A 24,769-nucleotide genomic window follows, 5' to 3' on the forward strand; every position below is an offset into this window, starting at 1 on the left:
GGTACGGCAAGAAGCGCGCTGCCCGGCTCCAGAAGCTGTAAGCTGTAACTATTTTTTGAAACAAACCCGTCCCGCCACTTGGCGGGACGGGTTCTTTTTATCCCAAAACCACGCCCATGCCTGTTAGAACCCCCAGCACCGCCGCCATCACGGGCGCTGGGGATCGGCACAGGCGGAAGGACTCCGGCAGCAGTTCGCCGAATACCACGTACAGCATCGCCCCGGATGCTCCGCCCAGTGTGAGCATCTGCAGGCCCGGCCCCATCGTTCCCAGACAGAAGCCCAAAACCGCCCCCAGCACCGTGGGCGCGCCGGCTGCCGCCGTGGTCAGGACTGCCCGTCCTCTGCTGGCACCGCCTGCCGCCAGGGGAACTGCAACAGCCATTCCCTCTGGAATGTTGTGGAGCCCGATCACCAGTGCCATCATTCGCCCATCCTGTCCCGCTTCGGCCAGATCCGCAGCGCAGGAGGCTCCGATTACCATCCCCTCTGGCAGGTTGTGCAGGGCAATAGCGGCTGCCATCACCACACCTGCCAGAAAGAGCCCTCCCCGCTTCGCACCTGCCTGCAGCCCGCTTACCAGCTCCTCCAGGAGCCAGATCCCCCCGCAGCCCGCCAGTACGCTGGCAGATGCCGCAGGAAGCGCGGAGAGCCCTGGCCCCGCCTGAATGGCATCGGTCAGCAGGTCTGCACACACCACAGCAAGCATCATGCCCGCCGCAAAGCTCAGCAGCACACTCACGGTCCTGTCCGTACCTCTGCGGAACAGATAGGCGGCCAGGCCCCCCAGCCCGGTCCCTCCCATGCCTGCCGCGGCCGTGACAGCTATGATCGTACCCACAATCTTCTCTCCCTCCCATAAAGATGGGCCAGGAACACCGCATAAGCGGCATTCCTGGCCTTTCGCGTTCTTCTGTATCCGTTGTCGACTCACAGCAGCATATACAGCAGCAGGAAGATCAGCCCTCCGCCTGCCAGCATGAGATCAAAGGAGAAGGTCTCTTCCGTTAGGAAACGGAGGGGTTTCCGTCCGTATGTGCCGAAGTTCTCGGCCCGCTTCGGCACAAAGATGCCGGGGGCCTTGGTAAAGAGGATCCGCTCCCCCAGCAGCACCAGCCAGTCGCCTACGGAGGCGGCCACCCGGGCGCAGAGGGCCCCCACAAAGGTCAGGGCCGACAGCAGCGGGCGGTATACCAGATTCTCCAAATCCAGCCGGGCCGGCCAGCGGTCCAGATAAACCATGCCATCCGCCTCCCGCCGCATCAGCAGCCCTCGGACCACCAGGAGATAGACTGCTGCGCCAATAGCTAGGGAGATGCATGCGCCCTTCAGGTTGACCCAGGCAAAATAATGGATGCTGTGACCAGGATCTGCCCGCAGGAATCGCCCCGCCCATTGGGCCAGAGGCTCCATGGTCAGTCCCGGAGTCAGGCCCAGCACCAGCAGCAGGGCTGCGCCCACACTCAACGCCGCATGGGTGCCCGGGGACATATAGTCCTTCAAGGCCGGCCGTTGGCCAACAGCACGGCTGGAGACAAAAATCGCCACGAACAGCTTTGTCATGTACGCCGCTGTCAGTCCGCCGGAGAGCAGAAACAGCCACTCCACCGTCGTGAACCAACCTGCGGCGGCCCCCGCGTGCTCCAGCACATGGATGTACTCCACGATGCTCTCATGGAGCAGGGTCTTGCTCACATAGCCGGAAAAACCCGGTACGCCTGCAATGGAGGCCGCCCCCACGAAGAACAGGACCTTCAAAACCGGCTTGTTCCGCCCCCAGCCCCGGATGTCATTGAGATTCAGCGAGTGAGTTCCCAGATACACCACACCTGCCGCCACAAACAACACCAGCTTGATGAGGGAGTGGTTCAGCATGTGCAGCACCGTGCCCCAGGCCGCCAGGGCGTTCTCGCCGTTCAGGAAGCCCTGCATGGCTGTGCCCACCAGAATAAAGCCGATCTGGGACATGGAGGAGCAGGCCAGCGTCCGCTTCAGATCGACGGAGAACAGCGCCAGCACAGCTCCCAGCACCATGGTCACCACGCCCAGGGCCAGTACCACTGTATTCCAGGGAAGCTCTGTCCAGAACAGATACCGGCAGAGAATGAGCACACCGAAAACACCGCTCTTGGTCAGGATGCCGGACAGCAGGGCAGACGCCGGTGCCGGCGCCACGGGATGGGCTTTTGGCAGCCAGATGTGCAGGGGGAACATCCCGGCCTTGGCGCCGAATCCCACCAATGCGCATCCACCGGCCACGTACAGGGACCCGCGCTTCTCCGCAGGCAGCGCGGATACCGCCTCCGCCATAGCAGAAAACTCCAGCGTCCCCAGCAGCTGCTGGAGGAGCAGCAGGCCCGCCAGCAGCGCCATGCCGCCGATCACAGCCACAGCCAGATACGTCTGTCCGGCCTGCCGGGCCTCCTCCGTCTCGTTTTGCACCACCCATACATAGGAGGTGAAGGACATCATCTCAAAGAACACGAACAGCGTGAACAGGTCCGCTGCCAGAAACACCCCCATCAGAGCCCCCAGCGTCAACAGCCAGAAAAAGTAGAAACGATTGCAGCCCTCGGCGGCGGCAAAGTAGCTGGGGCAGTTGAGGCCGGTGGCCGCCCACAGGAAGGCGCTCACCAGCGCCAGCAGGCTCCCCAGACTCCCGGCCTGAAGCCGCAGGCCAAAGCCAAAGACCCCCGGCAGCTCCAGGGCAGCCCCGGGCCACAGCAGAAGCAGCAGTGCAGCGGCCAGCTCCACTGCGGGAATGATCTGGATCAGCCAATTCCGGTATCTCCTGTCCCGCCGCCGCAGCGGGAACACCCAGGCAGAGAGCAGCATGGGGAACAGGACCAGAAACAGCAGCAGAATGTTTCCCATCGTCTCCCTCCCTTACCAGTTCCGCGGAACCGCGTTCCATAAAAAGCCGATCACTTCGTTGGACAGCAGCGCCAGAATCACACCGGAGGCGGTCAGCAGCACCAGCGGGATCCACATGGTCCTGGCCGGGTCGTGTACCCGGGCCAGTGCCGCACGGTCCAGCTCTCCCACCGGGAAATAGGCCCGCACCACAATGGTCAGCATGTACAGCGTCGTCAGCAGCGTGGACAGAATCAGCGCGGCGATGCCCGCGTAGGCCAGCGGATTCACCGAGGCCACTGCCGCCTCCGCAATCATCCACTTGCCTGCGAAGCCTCCCAACGGCGGCATTCCGATCAGCGCAAAGGAGGAGACGGTGAATGTGGCAAACACCACCGGCATGGCCCGGCCGAAGTCCTCCATCTCATAGATATACTCCTTCCCGCTCTTGAGAATAATGGCGCCGGCGCAGCAGAACATGGTGATCTTGGTGAATGCGTGGTAGACCATGTGGGTCATGCCGCCCACCATCCCTGCCGGGGTCATCAACGTCAGGGCAAAGAGGATGTAGGAAAGGTTGCTCACCGTGGAAAACGCCAGCCGCCGCTTCAGATGGGGTGTCCGCAGCGCCCGAGCGGAGCCGTAAACAATGGTCACGATAGCCGCCGTCATCACCACCGTCTGGGCCCAGCTTCCCCGCAGGAAATCCGCCCCGAAGCCGTAGTAAATTAGCCGCAGCACTGCGAAGGCGCCGGCCTTGACCACCGCCACTGCATGGAGCAGTGCAGACACCGGCGTAGGTGCCACCGAGGCGTCCGGCAGCCAGCCGTGGAAGGGAAATACTGCCGCCTTCACCCCGAAGCCGAAAAAGGCCGCCACAAACACCAGCTCCAGCGTCCGCTCGTTTCCCGCCGCCAGACTCTGATCCAGAATGCCGCCGTAGGTGAAGTTCAGGTGTCCCACGCCGTAATTCAGCAGAAAGACGATCCCGATAAAGGCAAACGCCGCGCCGGAAAGGGAGTACACCAGATACTTCCGCCCGGCATACCGGGCCTTCTCGTCCATGGCGTGCATCACCAAAGGCAGCGTGGTCAGCGTCAGGACCTCATAGAAGAAATACAGCGTCAGAAAATCCTCGGAATAAGCGATACCCAGCACCACACCGTAGGCCATCAGCCAAAAAGCGAAGAACCGGTTCTCATGCCCCTCGTGGGACATATAGTCCAGCGAGTACGCCGTCACCAGCGGCCACAGCACGGACACGATGGCCCCATAGACCATGGACGCCCCGTCGATCCGCAGGGAGATGGAGAACGCCTCGTTGAATCTCACCATGATGCAGGCCAGAAAGCCGCTCCCATAGAGATAGGTCAGCACGATACAGGCCAGAGACAGTGCTGTCGTCGCCAGGGATGCCGCCATGATATAGATGCTCCGCACCCTCCGGCTCTTGGGCTGCAGGATCAGCAGCGCGATTCCCAGCACGATGGGAACCAGAATGGGCAATGTCAGAAATTGGCGCACAGACGTACCTCCCTTCTCAAAGCTTCCCCACTGTCAGGGGAACAGCCGGGCCGCCAGAAGACCCAGCCAATGCAGCAAGCCGCCGGGCAGCAGACCCATCAGCACCACAGCCGCGGCAAAGGCAATCATGGGCCATGTCATCTGGACTCCCACTTCCCGCCGCTCCGTAATAAAATCCCGGCCGGGGAAGAATCCCTCTGTCACCACCGGCAGCAGGTATCCCGCCGTCAGCAGGGCGGAGACCACCAGCACCACCAGCCCTGCGACGCCAAAGGCCTGGATCGGTGCCTCCAGGCTGGCGGTGAGCAGGTACCACTTGCTCACGAATCCCGCCATGGGCGGAATCCCGATCAGGGAGAGGGCCGCCAGGGTGAAGCACCACATGGTTACCGGCATCCGCCGGCCGATGCCCCGCAGTTGATCCACCCGGGTGCAGTTGGTGGAGAAGATGATGGCGCCCGCCGCCAGGAAGAGCGTATCCTTGGCCAGGGCATGGAAGACCATCTGCAGAAGAGAGGCCTGGACGCCATCCGGCGTCAGCAGCATCAGGCCGAACAGCACATAGGACACCTGGCTCACCGTGGAATAGGCCAGCCGCCGCTTCAGCTGCTTTTCCCGATAGGCCAACATGGACCCCACGAACACCGTGGCCAGCGTCAGCGTCAGCAGCACATACTGGGGCCAGCTGCCCGCCAGAAACTCCGGTCCAAACATATAATAAGTAACCCGGATCACAGCCACCACGCCACCCTTGGTAATGACACCGGAGAGCACGGCTGAGGCTGGGGCCGGCGCCACCGGATGGGCGGCAGGCAGCCAGGACTGCATGGGCATCATGCCCGCCTTAGCCCCGAAGCCAACGATCATCAGACAGTATGCCACCAGCAGCAGCGGCTGGTGCTCTGCAGCCCGGGAGAAATCGATGGCCCCACCCGGCTGAAAATCCGGCACCGTCAAGTAATAGGCGATAAAGAAGTAGCCGGCCAGGGCCATGCCCGCGCCGAATACGGAATACCCCAAGTATTTGAAGCCTGCCCGGCGGGCCGCTGGCGTGGCATTGTGCAGCACCAGCGGCACCGTAATCAGGGACATCATCTCGAAGAACATATACATGGTCACGAAGTTGGCCGCCTGAGCAAGGCCCATCAGTACCCCCAGCGTCATGGTATAAAATCCCATGAACTGGTTGCCCTGCCCCGCATGGCGGATGTAGGGTTTTGTAAAGACCACCACCGGCGCCCAGATGCACACTGCCAGCACCATGAAGAACTTGGACAGCCAGTCGCTGTTCAGCACCAAGCCCAAGTCCCCCTGGATGGTCAGCAGCCACAGCCGCTGGGTGGGCATCGTGCAGTTAGCCAGCACCATCACGGCGGTAATCACGATCAGCGTCACCACCAGCCAGTCACGGTAAGTCTCATTTTTCTGCCGGAATACGAAGATCCCGCCGATCAGCGGCACCAGAATAGGCAGCAGCAACAGCATGGGCGCACTCCCTCACAAACAACAAGTCTCAAATCAGCCGGACACCCGCCTCGATCAGGTCTGTGATCGGGTGGTAAAAAATGCCCAGCACAAAAATTCCCACGATCAGGATGGCGGCAGCCGCGGTGAAGGCCCGGTCCGCAGCCAGATCCCCCGGATGCACGTCGGCTAGGACCAGCGCCTCATCCTCCGCCGGGGGCTTCACCCAGATGGCCAGCAGCGCCGGAACATAGTACAGTGCGTTCAGCACCGTGGACAGGGCGATGGTCAGCAGGATCATCGCCGTCATACCGGTGGGCACGGCCGCGCTGGCAAAGTAGAGCTTGGAGACAAAGCCGCCGAACAGGGGGATGCCGATCATGGACAGGGCCCCCACAGTGAAGCCCAAGCCCGCCCCAATGTCCCGGTAGGCGCTGCCCCGCAGGTTCTTCAGGCTCTTGTGGTGGCCGCTGACGGCGGAGAGTCTGCCGGCGCAGAGAAACAGCAGCGGCTTGCAGCAGGCATGGACCAGGATATGGAAACAGGAGGCGATCAGCCCCTCGATGCTCCCCAGGCCCACACCCATGAAGATATACCCCACCTGCGCCACGGAGGAATACGCCAGCATCCGCTTGATATGGTTCTCCCGCATAGCAGCCAGAGAGCCCAGAATCATTCCCAGCAGCCCAAAGGCCAGGATCACGTCGGTGACTCCCAGCTCCACCATCAGCTCCATGGAGAAAACCCGCAGGATCATCACCAGCAGCAGCACGATGTACCCCTTCAGCACCAAGCCGGACAAGATGGCGGAGGATGCTGTGGTGGCGCCGCCGTGGGCATCCGGCAGCCACAGGTGGAAGGGGAACATGGCACTCTTGACGCCCAGCCCCGCCACCAGCAGCCCTACAGCCACCGTCAGCGGGAGCGTGTAGCTCTCCGAGAGCCGCAGCTCCGCCACTGCCTCCGCCAGAGAGGGCATCAGCAGATAGCCGGTGATGCTGTTCAAAATGGTCAGCCCGATCAGGAACAGCCCGGACCCCACCAGGCTCATGAACAGGTACCGGATGGTGGCGATCAGATTGGGGCCGTTGTCCTTGGCCATCACCAGCGCACAGGCCGCGATGGTGCTGGTCTCGATGAACACATACCCGGTGAACATGTCGTTGGTGTAGGTCAGTGCCAACAGGGACGCCTCCAGCATGTTCACCATGACAAAGTAAAACTTCTGCTTCTCCGGCAGGATGTCCTGAAACAGGTCCCGCCGCCCGCCCGCCAGAGCAAGGGCCATCACCAGGGAGAACACGGCGGCCAGCAGTGCCTGAAGCGGCCCGCAGTTGATGGCGTTGCCGTACGGCGCCAGGAATCGCCCCATGGCGTAGGTGAAGCTCACTCCCTCTGCATAGGTGTATTCCAGTACCCAGCCGTTCAGCAGCGCGGATGCAGCGCACACTCCGATGGTGATCCAGTAGCTGATCCGCCCGCTGCGGATGGCCGCGGTCACGATGGCCGCCAGGATAGCCAGAAAAATCGAAAAGAAGGGAAAGTTCTCCACAAACGGCCGCATCAGTCGTCCTCCTTCTTGGCCCGCTCCAGCAGCTCCCGCATCTCAATGGTGCCATAGCGGCGGTAGATCCGCTGGATCAACGCCAGGGAAAACGCCGTAATGGACACAGATACCACAATGCCGGTCAGCACCAGGCCGCTAGGGATCGGATTGATGTACAGCGGGTCGAAGCCCCGGTCCCCCACGATGGGCGCGACGCCCCCGTCAATATACCCCAGCGAGGCCAGCAGCAGGAAGACGGCCGAGTCCATGATGTTGAATCCGATCACCTTGCGCAGCAGATTCTGCTGCAGCATCAGATTCGTGAAGCCGATGCCAAACAGGATGACGGCAGTGACCGCGTAGCGGTTCTGGATGATCTCCTCCAGCATTCTCTTCTCCGCCTCCTCTCAGATCTCTCCCCTGGAAAACAGGGCGTAGAATCCATATACGGTGCAGGCCACCACCAGCCCCACCGCCAGGTCGATCAGCAGGATCATCCCGGTGAGGTAATTGGGCAGGCCGTTGGCCCCGATGAAGATGTAAACGCCGTACAGCACAGCATACAGCAGCAGACCGAAGGTCCGCACCGCGCTGTACCGCCTCTGGTTCATCAGCACCCGCGTGTGTCCGGGGCCAAAGGCAGCGGAAAACAGGATCAGTCCCGCCCCCAGGATAGTCCCGCCGGAAAACCCGCCGCCCGGCGACGTCTCGCCGTTCAGCAGCACATAGATGGCAAAAAGGAAAATAAAAGGAAGCAGCACCCAGGCCACCTGCTTGAGGATCAGGTCAGAGCGGCCCTGCACGGCGGTCTCTTCCCGCTCCATCTGCTGGAGCTCATGCTCGCTGGTGTTCTTCCGGTCCCGCAGCAGCAGGATCATCACCGCCGACACCGCCAGAAACAGCACGCAGCTCTCCCCCAAAGTATCGAAGCCGCGGTAGCCGATAATCATGGCCGTCACCACGTTCTCAGAGCCCGTCTCCTCTTCGCTGTGCTCCAGATATCGCTCCGCCACCTCGTTGTTGATGGGGTTGTCTTCCTGGCCGAATCCGGGCATGTTCATCACTGTGGTGAACAGGATAATTCCCAGCGCCACGCAGATCACCGCCGCGGCGATGGGATACCAGTTGAAAAACTTCCGCAGCCGGTCCTTTTCCCGCCGCTCGAACTCCTCCTCTGACGGGCGGAATTCCCGGTGGGGGCGCTGCTCCATGACGAACAGTGTCCGGTCCTTGGGCTCCCGATCTCCGTCCACCCAGGAGATAAACTGTTTCAGCCGGTCCGGCTGCTCCTCTTTTTTACTCATCCCGTGTCCCCTTCAGCGCGTGGATCTTCTTCAGCGTCAGGAAAAAGAGGATGCTGGTCACACCGGCGCCCACAGCCGCCTCCGTAATGGCCAGATCCGGGCTCTGGAGCAGGCTCCACAGCACCGCCATCATCAGGGACAGCGCCATATACACGATTACCGATGCCAGCAGCCGCTTGCACAGCGGCGCTGCAATAGCACACACGATCACCCCGACCAGCAGGATGTATTCCAGAACGATCATCGTACCTCCACCTCGCATTCCTTTTCCAAATCCGGGACTGTGGATACCTCCATCTCCGCGACCAGATGGCTGCACACCGGACTGGTCAGCCATAAAAACACAAAGATCAGCAGCGTCTTTGCGGCGGACAGGGACCAGCCGTGCAGCAGCATCAGCCCGATCAGAACGCAGAAGATACCCAGGGAGTCCCCCACTGCGGCGGCGTGCATCCGGTTGAGCACATAATCGAACCGGAACAGCCCCAGCACAGCGGAGAAAAACACGAACAGGCCGAACAGGAAACATGCCAGCCCGGCTGCGGTCACCAGATTATCGATCATGGGCGTTTCCTCCCGTCTTCTCCCGCTCCGGGCGTTTCCGCCGCCGGGCCGCCACCAGACGGGAGACCACCACCACCGCCAGAAAGCTCAGCAGCGCGAACACCAGGGCCACATCCACCAGAAAGTCCTCCCGCAGCCAGACGGAGAGCAGCACCAGCTCCGCGATCACCAGCGTACTGATGACATTCACGGCCACGATGCGGTCCGTAAACCGGGGGCCCAGCACCGCCCGCACCAGCGTCGCCAGGATCAGCAGCGCCAGCACCACGGCGCCCGCGGTCAGCACCCAGGTCCTCACTTGTTCCATTGGGCCGCCTCCATCCTCTCCAGCCGCTGCTGGAAGGAACTGTCCTCAATCCCCTCTGCCAGCGGCGTGTCCAGTGTGTGCACCAGCATCCGGCCGTCCTCGGCCCGCACGGTGATTGTCCCCGCGGTGAGCGTGATCGAGTCTGCCAGCATCGCCCTGCGGCGGTCTGTCTTCAGCGGGGTGTGGAACCACACCAGCTTGGGCTCGATGCCCTTGGGGCGGGTGTAGATGATCCGCATGATTACCAGTCCGGCCTTCAGCATCTCCGCCAGCAGGTGAGCAAAATACCGCGCCATGGCCCAGATTCTGGAAGGACTGCCGCAGAACACCCGCCACTGATAGCCCAGCACCCGCTTGCAGAACCAGGAGATCAGCGCCGAGACTGCAACGCCCCACAGGCAGGTATGGACACTGATCCCGCCGGACAGCAACAGCCACAGCAGGAAAAACAGCAGGAACATCGCTTTGCCTCCCTCTTTGCGCTGTATACAAAAAGAGACGTCTCAGCAAGTGGTGTGTTTCCTCCCTCAACGGCGGATGGCACACGCTTGTTGGACGTCATCGTCTACCCGTTTTTCGTTAAAAAACGCACAAGCTTTAACATTATTTTAACGATTCTCCACGTCTCTGTCAACTATTTCAGCGGTTTTGACCCTCCTGGCACGCCGGAAAATATCCACAAATCTCTGAATCAAATTTCGGCGTTCTGACAAAGCGTCACAATTCTTCCAAATGTGCTCTGTCAAGCAGCCGTCTCTTCCGTCATATTTTCCAACTCCCTCCAGTGGGCACCGCATATCCCCACCCCGGCCTGCATAGTCTCCAAAGGAGGTGATGTCCAACATGACGATCCATGTGGTCCAAGCCGGCGAGACGGTCGGCTCCATCGCGGAATCCTACGGCGTCGATCCCGCCCGCCTGGCCGCGGACAACGCCGTGCCCCCCAGCGGCGCCCTGGCGGTGGGACAAACTCTGGTGGTCCGCTTTCCCCGCCAGGTCCACGCTGTCCGGGCCGGGGAGACCCTGGCTTCCATCGCGGAGGCATACGGCACCACAGTCCGCCGCCTCTGGCAGAACAACTGGCCTCTGGGCGGCGGAGCAGCCCTCCAGCCCGGACAGGTCCTGGTGATCTCCTACTTTGACGAGCCCCTGGGCGCCGCCGCCTTCAACGGTTATGCCTACCCCTACATTGATATGTCCCTTCTGGATGCGGAGCTTCCCTATCTCACCTATCTGACCCCTTTCACCTACGGGATCACCGCCGACGGCGATTTGCTCCAGCTGGAGGATGACGCTCTCCTCTCCGCTGCCCGCCAGCGGGGCGTCCGCCCGGTGATGCATCTGTCCACCATGACAGAAACCGGTCAGTTCGACACCCAGCGGGCCACCCTGGTCCTGACAGACAGCGCCGTCCAGGACCGCCTGGTGGATCAGGTCCAGCAGACACTCCGCCGCCGTGGCTACGCCGGGCTGGATGTGGACTTTGAATTTCTCCCCGGCCAGCTGGCGGCGGCCTACGCCGCCTTTCTCGCCCGCCTGCGGCGGCTCCTGAACTCCCAGGGCTTCTTTCTCTGGGCCGCTCTGGCCCCCAAGACCTCCGCCCGGCAGGCGGGACTTCTGTACGAGGGGCACGACTATGCCGCTGTGGGTGCCGCTGTGGACGGCGTGCTTCTGATGACCTATGAGTGGGGCTACACCGCAGGACCGCCCATGGCGGTATCCCCCCTGCCCAACGTCCGGACCGTGTTGGACTACGCCGTGACGGAGATCCCGCCGGAGAAGATCTTCCTGGGCCTTTCCAACTACGGCTACGACTGGCCCCTGCCCTTTGTCCAGGGCGTCACCCGGGCGCCCTCCATCTCCAATCAGCGGGCCATCGAGCTGGCCATTGAACATGATGTGGCCATCCAGTACGATGAGACGGCCCAGGCCCCCTTCTTTCACTACACCGCAGCAGACGGCACAATTCACGAGGTCTGGTTTGAAGACGCCCGCAGTCTTTCCGCCCGTCTGTCCCTGATCGCGGAATACGGTTTCCAGGGCGCCGGCATCTGGAACCTGATGCGCCCCTTCTCCCAGCTCTGGCTGGTCATATCCTCTCTGTATCATATTGAGGATTGATTCCCCTGCGGAGTATTTGAAAAAACACTTGACTTGGAGTAGACTCCAAGTGCTAAAGTGTTCTCATCAAAAGACAGCGCCCCGCAGGCGCAAAGGAGGCTTTTCAGTATGGCGCTTTCCGCATCTGCCAAAGACTATTTGTCCCGTTTCTCTCCTGGCCCTCCTTCCCCGCTGTGGGAAACGGATCCGGAGTTTATGGAGCTCTTCGCCAATTTCGCCCTGGACGAGGTGGTGAACCAGGGGGACCTGGATGACGCCGCCAGGATGATGGCCATTCTCGCTGCCCTGCTGGGCTGCCAGGGTGTGGAGGAATACCGCGTGCTGCTGCCCGCCGCCCTGCGGGCCGGCGTCACCCCTGTCCAGGTAAAGGAGATTCTCTATCAATCCGTGGCCTATCTGGGGATCGGCCGGGTGCGTCCCTTTTTCTCCGTGACGAATCAGGTGCTGACGGAGCAGGGCGTCGCCCTACCGCTGGAGCCCGGCTCCACCACCACGGCAGAGACCCGGCTGGCCGCGGGCAACCAGGCCCAGGTGGATATCTTCGGTGAGGGGATGCGGGGCTTTCAGAACAGCGGCCCGGAGGAAAGCCGCCACATCAACCGCTGGCTGGCGGACAACTGCTTCGGCGACTACTACACCCGCGGGGGGCTGGACTATAAGCAGCGGGAAATGATCACCTTCTGCTTCCTGGCCGCCCTGGGCGGCTGCGAACCCCAGCTCACCAGCCACGCCGGTGCCAATCTGAGGATTGGAAACGACAATGCCTTCCTGATCCAGGTCATCTCCCAGTGCCTGCCCTACATCGGCTATCCCCGCAGCCTGAACGCCCTGCGGTGTGTGAACGACGCGGCCCAGGCCGCCCGCTGAGAGGAGCACGGCCATGACCATCGCCGAAGTGAGCAGGAAGTATGATATTTCAGCGGACACCCTTCGCTACTACGAGCGCATCGGCCTGATCCCGCCTGTCCCCCGCACCAGGGGCGGCCTGCGGGACTACGGGGAGGAGTCCTGCGGCTGGATCCAGCTGATGAAGTGCATGCGGGCCGCCGGGGTGCAGATCGAAGCCCTGATCGAATATGTGGACCTGTTCCAGCAGGGAGACGCCACCCTGGACGCCCGCAAGGCCCTGCTGGTAGAACAGCGGGACCAGCTGGTGTCCCGGATGGCGGAGATGCAGGCCTCTCTGGACCTGCTGAATCAGAAAATCGACCGGTACGAGCAGGGTATGATGACAGCTGAACAGCAGCTCCGCCGTCTTCACGCGGAGCGCGAAGGCGCCTGAGAGGCCCAAAAAGAACAATATACTGTCGAAGTTCGACAGTATATTGTCCTTTTATCCTTTATTGGAGCGTTTCAGCGGCCGTCTGCTCCAGGCCAGCCACAGCGCCCAGGACGCCGCCGCGCTGGAGGCCAGCACGGCCAGGAAATGCCCCATGCTGTTCTCCACCAGCGGACCTTCCAGGCCCAGCACCTCCGCGCCGCCCCGGACCAGCACGATGCACCAGGGGTGCAGGACATAGATCAGTGAAGAGAGCTTGCGGCAGCTCCGCCTCTCTCCGCGATTCAGCCCCAGCAGAAGGGAAAACAGGCAAACCATCACCAGCGGCAGCAGCATGTACATGCTGTCGTGCCGCTGGACCTGAAGCCCATGGAGCCAAAGCCCCTCTGCGGTCATGGCCGCGAAGGCGGCGCACAGGCCTGCAGCGGAGGTCCTCACGCTCCACCGCACACCGGCGGCTCCCAGCAGCAAAAATAGCGGCGTGAAAAACAGTCCGTTCCGCGTATAGGCAAAGATTTGGAAAATCCCCCCGTACAGCGCCTCCAGCGCCGGGAGCTGGCAGGTCAGTCCATAATAGCTGTCTCCGCCCAGGCCCACCAGGTAAAGGAGCCCGGCCGCGGTCAACGCCGTCCGGGGGCCCAGCCGGAGCAGCCCCCTGGCCACTAGAACACCCAGAATCACGCCTGGAAAATACCACAGGTGATAGAAGGTCCCATCCAGCAGGAGCTTTTTGACCCACTCCGCTGGCCCATAGCCGCCGTTGTACCAGTTCAACGGCAGATACAGCAGCACCGCCGCCCCGTAGAGCAGACAGGTCTTTTTCAGAAAGACGCCGGTCCTGCGCCACTGGTCCTTTGCCAGAAAATAGCCGCTGACCATCAGGAAAAACGGCACCGCCACCCGGGCCAGCACCCGGGTGAACCAGAAGTCCCACAATGGGGAAACAGACACCAGCGGGGAGGTGTGGTTCGCCACCACCAGCACCACCGCCGCCAGACGGAAGAGATCCAACGCCGCGCCCCGGCGTCCGTCTGCCATACCTACACCTCCCAAACTGTCACGACAAATCCGTTCCGGTTGTCGCCGGAGACCTGGCAGCAGCCCTCCGGCAAGCGGAGCTCCGTCTCATCGCCGGCGCAGGGCATGTAAAACACCCGTGCGCTCCGCCCATGTTCCAGGCGGCACGTCCTGGGCGCTGTCTGCACCCAGTCCAGATACTCCTCCAGGCACAGGCCCTCCCGCTCCATCAGCAGGGCATGAGGCGTCCCCACATACCGATAGTGCCACGGCTCACAGGCGATACCGGTCAGGGACTCCTTTTCCCGGTGGTACCGCTGGATGAAGCCATACCGGGGCGCCAGTCGCCGGAACCGCCCGCAGGCGCCTTCCTCCGGAAAATCGGGCCGGATGAAGTCGATCTCCCGCGCTGCCCGGCCCAGGTCGATGGCAAGCCCCGTCTGGTGCTCGCTGCACCCGGGGACCGCCACATACTGCCGGGTGAACGCCTCTCCACGTCTTTGCAGGGTGTCCTCCCAAATGGCCTGCTGCTCCGCCTGACTGCGCCAGCCGGAGACCGGCACGATCTCCCGCGCCCCGCCTGCTGCCTGGATGCAGGCGGCCAGCAGCCGGGCGGCCTGCCGCTCCAGCAGGATATTGGGATACCGCTCGTCCGCTGCTGTCAGCAGCTGCCGCGGCTCCTCCGCCAGGGGATGCTGACGGTTCACCAGCACCAGCGGCCCGGAGCGCATCTGCCGCCGGCTGTACCGCGCCGCCCTCATAGCTCGGCCCCCAGCTGGATCAGGCGGCTCACCAGCTCCCGGAAGGGGATGCCGGCGGCACGCATCATGGCAGGATAGCGGCTGTGGGGCGTGAAGCCCGGGATCGTGTTCACCTCGTTGAACACAATCTCCCCCCAGGGGGTGAGGAACAGGTCCACCCTGGCAAATCCCCGGCAGCCCAGTGCCCGGTAGAGGACCTTCGCCGTCTCCCGGATCTCCGCTGCCTTTTGCGGGGCGATCCGGGCGGGGCAGTGGATAGCCGATGTCTGGAGGGTGTATTTCTCCGTATAGTTGAAGAAGCCCCGGGACAGCTCCACCTCATCCACCGCCCCGACGGTGAGCTCCCGGTTCCCCAGCACCGCACAGCCCACCTCAAAGCCGGGAATGGCCTCCTCCAGCAAAATCTCGCCGTCGTGGCGGAAGGCCGCCTCCACCGCCGGAGCCAGCTGTGCCGGCTCCTCCACCCGGCTCACGCCGAAGGAAGAACCCGCCCGCACCGGCTTGACAAACAGCGGCCAGCCCAGTGTTTCGGCTGCCGTCCGGAGCTCCTCAAAGGCACAGTCCTCCGGGAACAGACGGCTCCGGGGCACCCGTACTCCCGCCAGGGCCGCCAGCTTGTGGGCTCGGTCCTTGTCCATACACAGGGCGCTGGACAGCGTCCCACAGCCTATCAGGGGCACACCGGCCAATTCCAGCGCCCCCTGAACCGTGCCGTCCTCACCGTTCCTGCCGTGGAGAACCGGGAAGGCCAAGTCAAAAGCCACTTCCCGGCCGGAGCCGTCCAACAGCACCAGGGCCCGGTTCCCCCGGTCCAGCCGCAGAGTGCAGGGCACGCACGCCGCCTCCCGCTGCCATCTTCCACCGGGAATGGCATCCAGCGGCCCTGTGTAAACATACCACGCCCCCTCCCGGGTGATCCCTACCGGGATGGGGCAGTACCGCTCCGGGTCCATGTGCGTCAGCACGCCGTGGGCGGACTGCAGAGACACCTCATGCTCTGAAGAGCATCCGCCGAACAGCACCAATATCCGCAATCTTTCCATCTCATGTCCTTTCCGGCGCCCAGCGCCTTTCCTGATGGAAAGATCGTATCAGATTCGCTTCCCGCAGATCTGTGGACGTTCCTGCAAACCTCCTGTGATTTTCCTGCGGAAATCTTACGAATTTCTTGCGGCGGCCCCCTGCAGGGGCAGGCGGACGGTAAAGGTGATCCGGTTGTCCGCGCTGGCAGCCCGGATCGTCCCGCCGTGGAGGGCAATGATTTCCTTGGCTATGGCCAAGCCAAGGCCCGCGCCGCCCGTGCGGGTGGCGCGGGAGCTGTCCAGCCGGAAGAACTGGTCGAAGATGCGCTCCAGCTTCTCCGCCGGAATGGTCCGCCCCTCGTTGGTAAACGTCAGGACCACGGTATCCGCCTCCTGCTGTCCGGTGATCCGGACTGTGGACCCCGGGAAGCTGTAATGGAAGGCGTTGCGCAGCAGGTTATCGAACACCCGGGCCAGCTTGTCCGGGTCGCAGTCGTATGCCAGACGGGGCGGCAGCTCCAGTTCACACCGCAGGTCCTTTTCCGCGAACTGGGGGGCAAACTCACTGGCCACCTGCTCCAGCATCCGGGTCAGGTCCGTAGGCTGCTTCTCCAGCTCCAGATGGGTCAGGCTGAAGCGGGTGATGTCAAAGAACACATTGATGAGGTCCTCCAGCCGCTCCGCCTTCTCCAGGGCGATGCCGGTATACCGGCTCCGCAGCTCCGGGGAGAGCTGCGGCTCGTCCCGCAGCAGCGTAAGGTAGCCGATGACGCTGGTGAGCGGCGTCTTCAAATCATGGGCCAGATAGACCACCAGATCGTTTTTCCGCTGCTCTGCCTCCCGGGCAGCCCGGGCGTCCCGCAGGGCCCGTTCCCGGACGGCGTTCAGCTGCCCCTCCAGGTCCTCCATGGGCTCCGGCAGCTCAATGGGCTCCTCTCCCGGCTGGGCCAGCTGCTCTGCCGCCGCGGCCAGCGTGTCCACCAGCCGCATGGGGCGGGCAATGAAGGAATAGCTGATAGCCACCCAGCCCAGCAGGATGACCAGCATACACACAAAGACGATGTAATCCCGTACCCAGTTGAGGAACTGGTAGAGCGGATCCCACGCATACCACGTAAAGGCGCTGCATACCAGATACCCCAGGAAGACCGCCGCCAGCACCACCGTCACCCAGGCCGTCAGTGCCAGCAGATAGAATCCCCAGGTCCGCAGGGCCCGGCGGCGGCCCCGGTCCGACAGCGGGGGCCGTTCTCTTCTCTTATTCAATGGTATACCCCACCCCCCAGACCGTCTTGATGAACTTCGGCTTCCGGCTTGGCTCGTGCATCTTCTCCCGCAGGCGGGCGATGTGGCTCATGACCGTGTTGTTGCTGTCCATGTACTTCTCGCCCCACACCGCCTCAAACAGCTCCTCACTGGGCACCACCTGTCCCCGGTGCTCGCAGAGATACCAGAGAATGGCAAACTCCAGCGGCGTCAGCGCCAGCTCCTCGCCGAAGAGAACGCACTTATGCGTGGTCCTGGAGATCTGCAGCCCCCGGAAGTCATGCTCCGCGGTCTCCCTGGGTTCCGCCGCCTCGCCGGTGTTGTACCGGGTATAGCGCCGCAGCTGGGTCTTCACCCGGGCCACCAGCTCCAGCGGATTAAAGGGCTTGGTAATGTAGTCGTCCGCCCCCAGGGTCAGGCCCATGATCTTGTCCATGTCCTCCACCCGGGCGGTGAGCATGAGGATGGGAAAGAGGTGTTCCTCCCGGATCTTCTGGCACAGGGTAAAGCCGTCCAGGTCCGGGAGCATCACGTCCAGAATGGCCAGGTCCAAATGCTGCCGCGCCACGCAGGTCAGCGCCGTCTCCCCGCTGCCGCACTTGTACACTGTGTAGCCCTCATTTTTCAGGCAGACCTCCACCAGATCCGCAATCGCCGCTTCGTCATCCACCACCAGGATCTCCGCCATGCCTTCGCCTCCGCTCTTTTCTTGCGTGATACATCCATTATACCAGACCCGACAGGGAATGCAAACCGGCCTTTTCCGTCCCGGCGTGAAAAAGGCAGAGCCGCCAACAGACGGCTCCGCCCAGCTGCGTCAAAAGTGCAGGAACTTCTGTACATCCCGGTCCGCGCCCAGAACCAGCATCGTCTCCCCCTCCCGGAAGCAGTAGTCGCCGCCTGGAATGGGAATGAGCTCCTCCCCCCGTTTGGCCGCCAGAATGTTGATATTGTGCCGCTGGCGCACCCCCAGCTGGCCGATAGTCTTGCCCACCCAGGCCGGCGGCACGGCCGTTTCATAAATGGCGTGGTCCGGTGTCAGCTGGATGTAGTCGAAGATGTGGTCGGAGCTGTACCGCACTGCCGCCCAGCTGGCGGTCTCCCGCTCCGGATAAACCACGTCATCCGCGCCGTTGCGCAGCAGAAATTTGGCGTGGACATCCCGTGCCGCCCTGGACAGGACGAAGCGCGCCCCCTGCTCCTTCAGCAGGGCCGTGGTCTCCAGAGAGCTCTGGAAGTCGTCACCAATAGCCACCACGCACAGGTCAAAGTTCCGCACCCCCAGGGAGGCGATGAACGCCTCGCTGGTGCTGTCCCCGATCTGCGCGTGGGTCACCAGGTCCAGCGCGTCGTTGACCCGCTCCTCGTTTTTGTCCACCGCCAGCACCTCGTGGTGCAGCTCCTGAAGCTTGGCGGCCATGTGCCGCCCGAAGCGGCCCAATCCGATCAGCAGTACCGATTTCATCCTCACACGTCCTTTCTCAAGCGTACCGCTCAGCCCACAGTGACCCGCTCCTGGGGCAGCTGCGCCGGGGCGGCGCCGCTGTCCGGCAGGACGGCGTAGATCAGCGTCAGGCCGCCCACGCGGCCAAAGTACATCAAAAAGATCAGAATCAACCGGGAGACGCCGCCCAATCCCGGGGTCACCCCCAGCGTCAGCCCCACGGTCCCGAGGGCGGAGGCGGTTTCAAACAGCGCCGCCTCCAGGGAGATGTCCTCCACGCAGCAGATGGCCATACCGCCCAGCAGAAACAGCCCCAGATACATCATAAGGACCGCGGCGGCGCTGCGCAGTGTCTCCGTGGGGAGGCGGCGGCCGAAGCACTGGAGATCCGCCCGCCGGCGGAACACCGCCCGGGCCGCCAGCACAAATACCGCCAGAGTGGTGACCTTGAATCCGCCGGCTGTGGAGCCGGGGGAGCCACCCACCAGCATCAGCAGCGTAATCAGCAGCCGGGAGGGCTCGCTCAGCTGGGAGAGGTCCAGGGTGTTGTACCCCGCGGTCCGGGGGGTGACCGCCTGAAACAGCGCCCCCTGGACCTTCTCCCCCAGGGTCAGCGTCTGCCACTGGGGCAGCCGGAGCTCATAGAGCAGGAAGAACAGCGCCGGCAGCAGGATCAGTGCCGCAGTCACCGCCAGCACCAGCTTGCTCTGAAGGCAGTAGGCCCGCAGGTGCCACTTGTGCTCCCGCACGTCTCCCCAGGTGAGGAACCCGATGCCGCCCAGGACAATCAGCCCCATCACGGTGAAATTCACCAGTGGGTCCCCCGCATAGCCGGTCAGGGAGACGAAGGGCGTGCCCGCCGCCCCCATCAGGTCGAACCCGGCGTTGCAGAAGGAGGACACCGCATGAAACACCGCGTACCAGAGTCCCCGGAACAGCCCCATCTCCGGGCAGAACCGCAGAGCCAGCAGCAACGTCCCCGTCCCCTCCAGGACCAGCGTCACCGCCAGAATGAAGCGGGTCCGGCGAACGATGCCCCCCACCTGGGGTGCGGAGATGGACTCCTGCATCACCCACCGCTCCTTCAGCCCGATCCGCCGCCCGGCCAGCATGGAGATGGCCGCCGCCGCAGTCACCACACCCATGCCGCCAATCTGAATCAGCATGAGGATCACCGCCTGGCCGAAGCCGGACCAGTACAGCGCCGTGTCCTGGACCACCAGTCCTGTCACGCAGGTGGCGGAGGTGGCGGTGAACAGCGCGTCGAAAAAGGCGGCGCCCTGCCCGTCCCGGGTGGAGATGGGCAGGGTCAGCAGTAGTGCTCCCGCCAAAATCAGCAGCGCAAAGCCGATCAGGATGATCCGCGCCGGCGCCATGTGGTTTTTTCTGCGCATGAACACAGCGATCCCTCTTTCCGTTTTATCAGAAGCCGCCCGTGGACAGCAGGACCATGATAACACGGATGGGCCCGCCGGTCTGTAAAAAGGCGGCCCCTGCCGTTTGGTTCCCGTTAAAGTTTTCCCAAAAAGGGACTTTGCAGCACGCCCATTGTAGCACAGCGCCTCCCGCCCGTCCACCGCTTTTTTCCCGGCTGCCGTTGCATTTTCTGCAGTCCGTGATATAATGGTTAGATAGAACAAACAAGGACGTTTCGTCCGCTGCAGAAAGGAAGCGCATACAATGCTGAACGAAAAAGTATCCCAGCTGTTGAACGATCAGGTGAACAAGGAATTCTACTCTGCGTATCTGTATCTCCAGTTCTCCAATTTCTATGTGGAGCAGGGCCTTGCCGGTTTTGCCAACTGGTACAAGGTCCAGGCCCAGGAGGAGCGGGACCACGCCATGCTGATGCTCCAGTATCTCCAGAACAACGACGTGCCCGTAACGCTGGAGGCCGTTGCCAAGCCGGATGCGGAGCTGAAAGCCAACATGGACCCCCTGAAGGCCGGTCTCGCCCACGAGCAGTATGTCACCTCCCTGATCCACGCCATCTATGAAGCCGCGTACGAGGCCAGGGATTTCCGCACCATGCAGTTTTTGGACTGGTTCGTGAAGGAGCAGGGTGAGGAGGAGACCAACGCCACCGATCTCATCAAGAAGATGGAGCTGTTCGGCTCGGACCCCAAGGGGCTCTATATGCTGGACCAGGAGCTGGCGGCCCGGACCTATGCCGCCCCCTCCCTGACCCTGTGACCCGCGATCCCGCGACCCACGCACGGCGGCCTGTCCGCCGTGCGTTTCTTCTGCCCGCTCTGGACGGCGGCGGCCGCCCGTGGTATACTGGGCGCAGTTTGATCCCAAGGAGGTTCCCCGATGAAAGACCTGCTGATCGTGGAGGATGACCCGACTCTGGGCGAGGGTATCCGCCTGGCCCTCCAGGCGCCGGAGCTCCGCCCCCAGCTCTGCCGGTCCCTGGCGGATGCCGGGGAGCTGCTCTCCCGCCGGAGCTTCGACCTGCTGATCCTGGACATCAACCTGCCTGACGGCAATGGACTGGACCTCCTCCGTGCCCTCCGGCGGGAGAGTGAGATTCCCGTAATCCTGTTGACTGCCAATGACCTGGAGACAGACATCGTGGCAGGTCTGGAGCTGGGGGCGGATGACTATATCACCAAGCCCTTCTCTCTGGCGGTGCTGCGGGCCAGGGTGAATACTCAGCTGCGCCGGACCGCCGCCCCCCAGGCGGAACGGGTGCAGCTGGACGGCTTCACCTTCGATTTCGGCCGGATGGAGTTCTCCCGGAACGGCGTTCCGGTGGAGCTCAGCAAGACGGAACAGAAGCTGCTGCGGCTGCTGGTGGAACACCGGGGCCAAACCCTTACCCGGGCCGCCCTGGTGGACCGGATCTGGACGGACGGGGCGGAGTATGTGGACGAAAACGCCCTCTCCGTCACAGTGAAGCGGCTGCGGGACAAGCTGGAAGACATGCCGTCCAAGCCCCGCTATATCAAGACCGTGTACGGCCTGGGCTACACATGGGCGGTGAACTGACATGACAGTGGAATACACCCTGCTGGCCCTGGCGGTTCCGGCCCTGCTGGCAGCGGCAGGATTCGCCGTCTGGACCCGCCTGCGGACCCGCCGGATGCTGGACACTCTGGGCAAGATGCTGGATGACGCCATCCGGGGCGAGTTCCGGGAGTCCCTCTATGACGAGAGCCGCCTCTCCGCCCTGGAGACCCGGATGGCCCACTATCTCTCCGCATCCGCCGTATCGGCCAAAAATCTGGCGGAGGAGAAGGACGCCATCAAGACCCTGATCGGGGACATCTCCCACCAGACCAAGACTCCCATCGCCAACCTCCTGCTGTATGCCCAGCTGCTGGAGGAGCAGGACCTGCCGCCGGAGAGCCGGGAGTATGCCTCCGCTCTGGAGCATCAGGCGGAGAAGCTACGGTTCCTCATCGACGCGCTGGTCAAAACCTCCCGGCTGGAGAGCGGCGTCCTTGCCATGACGCCCAAGCGTCATGGCATCCAACAGCTGTTGGATGCCGCCTCGGCCCAGGCCGCTCCCGGAGCGGAGGCCAAAGCGATCACCCTGACGGTAGAGCCCACGGACCTGACCGCCCGGTTCGACCCCAAGTGGACGGCGGAGGCCCTGTATAATCTGGTGGACAACGCGGTGAAATACACCCCGGCAGGCGGCGCCGTCACTCTCCGGGCCGTGGGGTATGAGCTGTTCTGCCGCGTGGACGTGACGGACACCGGCCCCGGCATCCCGGAGTCCGAGCAGGCCAGGATCTTCCAGCGGTTCTACCGCTCCCCCTCCGCCAGCGAGGCGGAGGGCGTGGGAATCGGCTTGTATCTGGCCCGCCAGATCGCCGCCGGTCAGGGCGGATACCTGAAGGTCAGCAGCCGCCCCGGGGAGGGGAGCACCTTCTCCCTGTTCCTGCCGAGGGCGGAGGAGAGGACGTAGAAGGCGGCGCGTTCCGGCCCGGACATCCCAAATCTTTCAGAACTGTTAGATTTCAGAAAGAATGTGGAAAGATTTCTTTGGTACAGTCTGTATTGTCGAAAGGCAATACAGACTTTTCCTTGGAGGAATGAACAATGACGATCTTGGAAACAAAGGATCTGCGGAAGGTATATGGCTCCGGCGATACGGAGGTCCGGGCCCTGGACGGGGTCGATCTGACCGTGGAAAAGGGCGAATTCGTGGCGGTGGTGGGCACCTCCGGCTCCGGCAAGTCCACCCTGCTCCACATGCTGGGCGGGCTGGACCGCCCCACCGGCGGCACCGTCACGGTGGACGGCAAAGAACTCTCTGCCATGCGCGATGAGGAACTGACCATCTTCCGGCGGCGGAAGATCGGCTTTGTGTTCCAGAACTACAACCTGGTGCCGGTGCTGAACGTGTATGAGAACATCGTCCTGCCCATCCAGCTGGACGGCAACGCGCCGGACAAAGCCTATGTGGAACGGATCATTGAGACGCTGGGGCTGGAGGCAAAGCTCCAAAACCTGCCCAACAACCTCTCCGGCGGCCAGCAGCAGCGGGTGGCCATCGCCCGGGCTCTGGCGGCCAAGCCCGCCATCATCCTGGCGGATGAGCCCACCGGCAACCTGGACTCCGCCACCAGCCTGGACGTGATGGGACTTCTGAAGGTCACTGCCCAGAAGTTCAGCCAGACCATCGTCATGATCACCCACAACGAGGAGCTGGCCCAGATGGCGGACCGGATCATCCGCATCGAGGACGGCCGGATCGTGGTGCGGGGGTGAGCGCCATGATGAAGGTATCCAACGGCAAGACCATCCGCCGTCTGGGCTGGCGGTCCATGAAGGCGGCCAGGACCCGCAACCTCATCGCCGTTCTCGCCATCGCCCTGACCACGGTGCTGTTCACGTCCCTCTTCACCATCGCCATGTCCATCAACGACGGGTTCCAGCAGTCCAACTTCCGTCAGGTGGGCGGCTTCTCCCACGGCGGCTTCAAGTACCTGACGGAGGAACAGTTTAACAATCTGAAGGATGACCCCCTCATCGACCAGTGGGGAATGCGGCGGTTTATCGGAATGCCCACGGAGGTGCCGTTCAACAAATCCCACGTGGAGGTCAGCTACGCCGACGCCAATGAAGCCCACTGGATGTACTGCGACCCGGTGGAGGGCCGTCTGCCCCAGGAGGGCACCGACGAGGCCGCTACCGACACCCACGTGCTGGAGCTGTTGGGGGTGGAGCCGGAGATCGGCGCCAGGTTCACCATCTCCTTTGACGTGGACGGCCATACCACCACCCAGACCTTTACCCTCTGCGGCTGGTGGGAGTATGACGAGGCAATTGTGGCCAACCACATCCTGATTCCGGAGAGCCGGGCGGACGCCATTCTGGACGAGGCGGGAACCGTCCCGCCCGGAGAGGATGGCATGACCGGTTCCTGGAACCTGGATGTGATGCTGAAAAGCGGTTCCCGCCACATTGCGAACGATATCGCTCAAATTCTGGAAAGTCACGGCTATCAGGATCAGAGCGCCGGAGCGCCGGATTATATCCACACTGGCGTCAACTGGGGCTATACCGGCGCCCAGCTCAGCGATAATCTGGACCCCTCTGTGGTGATTGCTGTGGCCGCCATGCTGCTGCTCATCATCTTCACCGGCTATCTCATCATCTACAACGTGTTCCAGATCTCCGTCACCAACGATATCCGGTTCTATGGCCTGCTGAAGACCATCGGCACCACGCCCCGGCAGCTGCGGCGGATTATCCGCCAGCAGGCGCTGACGTTGTCCCTGGCGGGCATCCCCCTGGGGCTGGTGCTGGGTTGGTTGATCGGCGGCCAGCTGACGCCGGCCATTGTGTCACAGCTGAACGGCGTGGTGCCCATGACCTCCGTGAGCCCGGTGATCTTCATCGGCGCGGCGCTGTTCTCTCTGGTGACGGTGCTGCTCTCCTGCCGGAAGCCCGGCCGCATCGCCGGCAAGGTCTCTCCCATCGAGGCGGTGCGCTACACCGAAGGCGGCGGCATCAAGCGCAAGACGAAAAAAGGCCGCAGGGGCGTGTCCCTGCTGTCCATGGCCTGGGCCAACCTGGGCCGCAGCCGGGGCAAGACCGCCGTCACCGTCACGTCCCTGTCTCTGGCGGTGGTACTGCTGACAGTGACGGTGAACTTCACCAACGGCTTCGACATGGACAAGTACGTGTCTCATTTCGCATCCAGCGACTTCATTGTGGCGGACGCCGGCCAGTTCCAGACCGGCGGGGACATCTTCAACACGGATATGGGCATCCCTCAGTCCGTCATTGACGAGATCAATGCCCAGGGCGGCATTACCGACGGCGGCGTGATCTACGGCA

The 24,769-nt window shown here is 62.9% G+C and carries 26 protein-coding genes; 8 read left to right on the forward strand and 18 right to left on the reverse strand.

The genetic code is table 11. The features are described 5' to 3' along the window. Positions 1 to 97: 97 nt before the first annotated feature. From QVE23_RS04900 to QVE23_RS04950, 11 genes are all read right to left on the reverse strand, one after another. On the reverse strand, positions 98 to 841 hold the full coding sequence (locus QVE23_RS04900) for a ZIP family metal transporter (RefSeq protein WP_287967680.1): 744 nt from the start codon (positions 839 to 841) through the stop codon (positions 98 to 100). A gap of 89 nt (positions 842 to 930) precedes the next feature. Beyond that, positions 931 to 2,874, reverse strand: coding sequence for a complex I subunit 5 family protein (locus QVE23_RS04905; RefSeq protein ID WP_287967682.1), 1,944 nt, complete (start codon positions 2,872 to 2,874; stop codon positions 931 to 933). A 12-nt stretch (positions 2,875 to 2,886) separates the two neighbouring features. After that, the gene (locus QVE23_RS04910) at positions 2,887 to 4,377 is read right to left on the reverse strand and encodes a complex I subunit 5 family protein (protein WP_021749253.1); all 1,491 of its coding nucleotides are present in this window, start codon (positions 4,375 to 4,377) and stop codon (positions 2,887 to 2,889) included. 33 nt (positions 4,378 to 4,410) lie between these two features. Then, positions 4,411 to 5,862 (reverse strand): complex I subunit 5 family protein, encoded by a 1,452-nt coding sequence (locus QVE23_RS04915; RefSeq protein WP_249390690.1) that lies wholly within the window; start codon positions 5,860 to 5,862, stop codon positions 4,411 to 4,413. A 28-nt stretch (positions 5,863 to 5,890) separates the two neighbouring features. Beyond that, entirely contained in the window at positions 5,891 to 7,405 is a 1,515-nt protein-coding gene (locus tag QVE23_RS04920) for a complex I subunit 5 family protein (RefSeq protein WP_021749255.1), read from the reverse strand. Further along, positions 7,405 to 7,776: a sodium:proton antiporter gene (locus QVE23_RS04925; protein WP_021749256.1), complete on the reverse strand. Its 372-nt coding sequence runs from the start codon at positions 7,774 to 7,776 to the stop codon at positions 7,405 to 7,407. Before QVE23_RS04925 ends, QVE23_RS04920 begins: the two co-directional genes overlap by 1 nt. A gap of 18 nt (positions 7,777 to 7,794) precedes the next feature. Next, positions 7,795 to 8,691 (reverse strand): hydrogen gas-evolving membrane-bound hydrogenase subunit E, encoded by an 897-nt coding sequence (mbhE, locus tag QVE23_RS04930; RefSeq protein ID WP_021749257.1) that lies wholly within the window; start codon positions 8,689 to 8,691, stop codon positions 7,795 to 7,797. Next, positions 8,684 to 8,935, reverse strand: a complete 252-nt coding sequence (locus QVE23_RS04935) for a hydrogenase subunit MbhD domain-containing protein (protein ID WP_021749258.1) — start codon at positions 8,933 to 8,935, stop codon at positions 8,684 to 8,686. The genes mbhE and QVE23_RS04935 overlap by 8 nt, the downstream gene beginning before the upstream one ends. After that, positions 8,932 to 9,255 (reverse strand): monovalent cation/H(+) antiporter subunit G, encoded by a 324-nt coding sequence (mnhG, locus tag QVE23_RS04940; RefSeq protein ID WP_021749259.1) that lies wholly within the window; start codon positions 9,253 to 9,255, stop codon positions 8,932 to 8,934. Before mnhG ends, QVE23_RS04935 begins: the two co-directional genes overlap by 4 nt. After that, positions 9,245 to 9,562, reverse strand: coding sequence for an MrpF/PhaF family protein (locus tag QVE23_RS04945; RefSeq protein ID WP_119310617.1), 318 nt, complete (start codon positions 9,560 to 9,562; stop codon positions 9,245 to 9,247). Before QVE23_RS04945 ends, mnhG begins: the two co-directional genes overlap by 11 nt. After that, complete coding sequence (locus tag QVE23_RS04950; RefSeq protein WP_025544339.1) at positions 9,550 to 10,023, reverse strand: Na+/H+ antiporter subunit E; 474 nt, start codon at positions 10,021 to 10,023, stop codon at positions 9,550 to 9,552. Before QVE23_RS04950 ends, QVE23_RS04945 begins: the two co-directional genes overlap by 13 nt. A gap of 373 nt (positions 10,024 to 10,396) precedes the next feature. Between QVE23_RS04950 and QVE23_RS04955 the strand changes: the two genes are divergently transcribed. The 3 genes from QVE23_RS04955 (at position 10,397) to QVE23_RS04965 (ending at position 12,965) form a co-directional block, all read left to right on the forward strand. Beyond that, a complete protein-coding gene (locus QVE23_RS04955) occupies positions 10,397 to 11,683 on the forward strand; it encodes a glycosyl hydrolase family 18 protein (RefSeq protein WP_287225787.1) in 1,287 nt (428 codons plus the stop codon). A gap of 195 nt (positions 11,684 to 11,878) precedes the next feature. Then, the gene (locus QVE23_RS04960) at positions 11,879 to 12,550 is read left to right on the forward strand and encodes a carboxymuconolactone decarboxylase family protein (protein WP_353733891.1); all 672 of its coding nucleotides are present in this window, start codon (positions 11,879 to 11,881) and stop codon (positions 12,548 to 12,550) included. 13 nt (positions 12,551 to 12,563) lie between these two features. Continuing rightward, complete coding sequence (locus QVE23_RS04965; RefSeq protein ID WP_021749267.1) at positions 12,564 to 12,965, forward strand: MerR family transcriptional regulator; 402 nt, start codon at positions 12,564 to 12,566, stop codon at positions 12,963 to 12,965. 51 nt (positions 12,966 to 13,016) lie between these two features. Here the strand turns inward: QVE23_RS04965 and QVE23_RS04970 are convergent, their stop codons facing one another. From QVE23_RS04970 to QVE23_RS05000, 7 genes are all read right to left on the reverse strand, one after another. Beyond that, complete coding sequence (locus tag QVE23_RS04970) at positions 13,017 to 14,000, reverse strand: acyltransferase family protein (protein ID WP_287967683.1); 984 nt, start codon at positions 13,998 to 14,000, stop codon at positions 13,017 to 13,019. A gap of 2 nt (positions 14,001 to 14,002) precedes the next feature. After that, positions 14,003 to 14,740, reverse strand: a complete 738-nt coding sequence (locus tag QVE23_RS04975; protein ID WP_021749269.1) for a M15 family metallopeptidase — start codon at positions 14,738 to 14,740, stop codon at positions 14,003 to 14,005. Further along, positions 14,737 to 15,783 (reverse strand): D-alanine--D-serine ligase VanG, encoded by a 1,047-nt coding sequence (gene vanG / locus QVE23_RS04980; protein ID WP_287553854.1) that lies wholly within the window; start codon positions 15,781 to 15,783, stop codon positions 14,737 to 14,739. The genes QVE23_RS04975 and vanG overlap by 4 nt, the downstream gene beginning before the upstream one ends. A 114-nt stretch (positions 15,784 to 15,897) precedes the next feature. Further along, on the reverse strand, positions 15,898 to 17,028 hold the full coding sequence (locus QVE23_RS10920; RefSeq protein ID WP_353847668.1) for a sensor histidine kinase: 1,131 nt from the start codon (positions 17,026 to 17,028) through the stop codon (positions 15,898 to 15,900). Next, positions 17,021 to 17,716, reverse strand: coding sequence for a VanR-ABDEGLN family response regulator transcription factor (gene vanR, locus QVE23_RS04990; RefSeq protein ID WP_267288258.1), 696 nt, complete (start codon positions 17,714 to 17,716; stop codon positions 17,021 to 17,023). The genes QVE23_RS10920 and vanR overlap by 8 nt, the downstream gene beginning before the upstream one ends. A 129-nt stretch (positions 17,717 to 17,845) precedes the next feature. Next, on the reverse strand, positions 17,846 to 18,493 hold the full coding sequence (locus QVE23_RS04995; RefSeq protein WP_021749273.1) for a potassium channel family protein: 648 nt from the start codon (positions 18,491 to 18,493) through the stop codon (positions 17,846 to 17,848). A gap of 29 nt (positions 18,494 to 18,522) precedes the next feature. Continuing rightward, positions 18,523 to 19,866: a TrkH family potassium uptake protein gene (locus QVE23_RS05000; RefSeq protein ID WP_021749274.1), complete on the reverse strand. Its 1,344-nt coding sequence runs from the start codon at positions 19,864 to 19,866 to the stop codon at positions 18,523 to 18,525. A 286-nt stretch (positions 19,867 to 20,152) separates the two neighbouring features. Between QVE23_RS05000 and QVE23_RS05005 the strand changes: the two genes are divergently transcribed. The 5 genes from QVE23_RS05005 to QVE23_RS05025 form a co-directional block, all read left to right on the forward strand. Beyond that, positions 20,153 to 20,665 (forward strand): ferritin, encoded by a 513-nt coding sequence (locus QVE23_RS05005; RefSeq protein WP_021749276.1) that lies wholly within the window; start codon positions 20,153 to 20,155, stop codon positions 20,663 to 20,665. A 120-nt stretch (positions 20,666 to 20,785) separates the two neighbouring features. Then, a complete protein-coding gene (locus QVE23_RS05010) occupies positions 20,786 to 21,463 on the forward strand; it encodes a response regulator transcription factor (protein ID WP_287967684.1) in 678 nt (225 codons plus the stop codon). 1 nt (position 21,464) lies between these two features. Further along, the gene (locus QVE23_RS05015; RefSeq protein WP_136891498.1) at positions 21,465 to 22,388 is read left to right on the forward strand and encodes a sensor histidine kinase; all 924 of its coding nucleotides are present in this window, start codon (positions 21,465 to 21,467) and stop codon (positions 22,386 to 22,388) included. Between the two features lie 134 nt (positions 22,389 to 22,522). Then, entirely contained in the window at positions 22,523 to 23,194 is a 672-nt protein-coding gene (locus QVE23_RS05020; RefSeq protein ID WP_021749279.1) for an ABC transporter ATP-binding protein, read from the forward strand. Positions 23,195 to 23,202: 8 nt separating this feature from the next. Continuing rightward, positions 23,203 to 24,769: ABC transporter permease (locus QVE23_RS05025; RefSeq protein WP_502919066.1), on the forward strand; the 1,567-nt coding region annotated here is incomplete at its 3' end.

The sequence above is a fragment of the Oscillibacter sp. KLE 1728 genome, from assembly GCF_934833455.1.
GTDB lineage: Bacteria > Bacillota > Clostridia > Oscillospirales > Oscillospiraceae > Oscillibacter > Oscillibacter welbionis.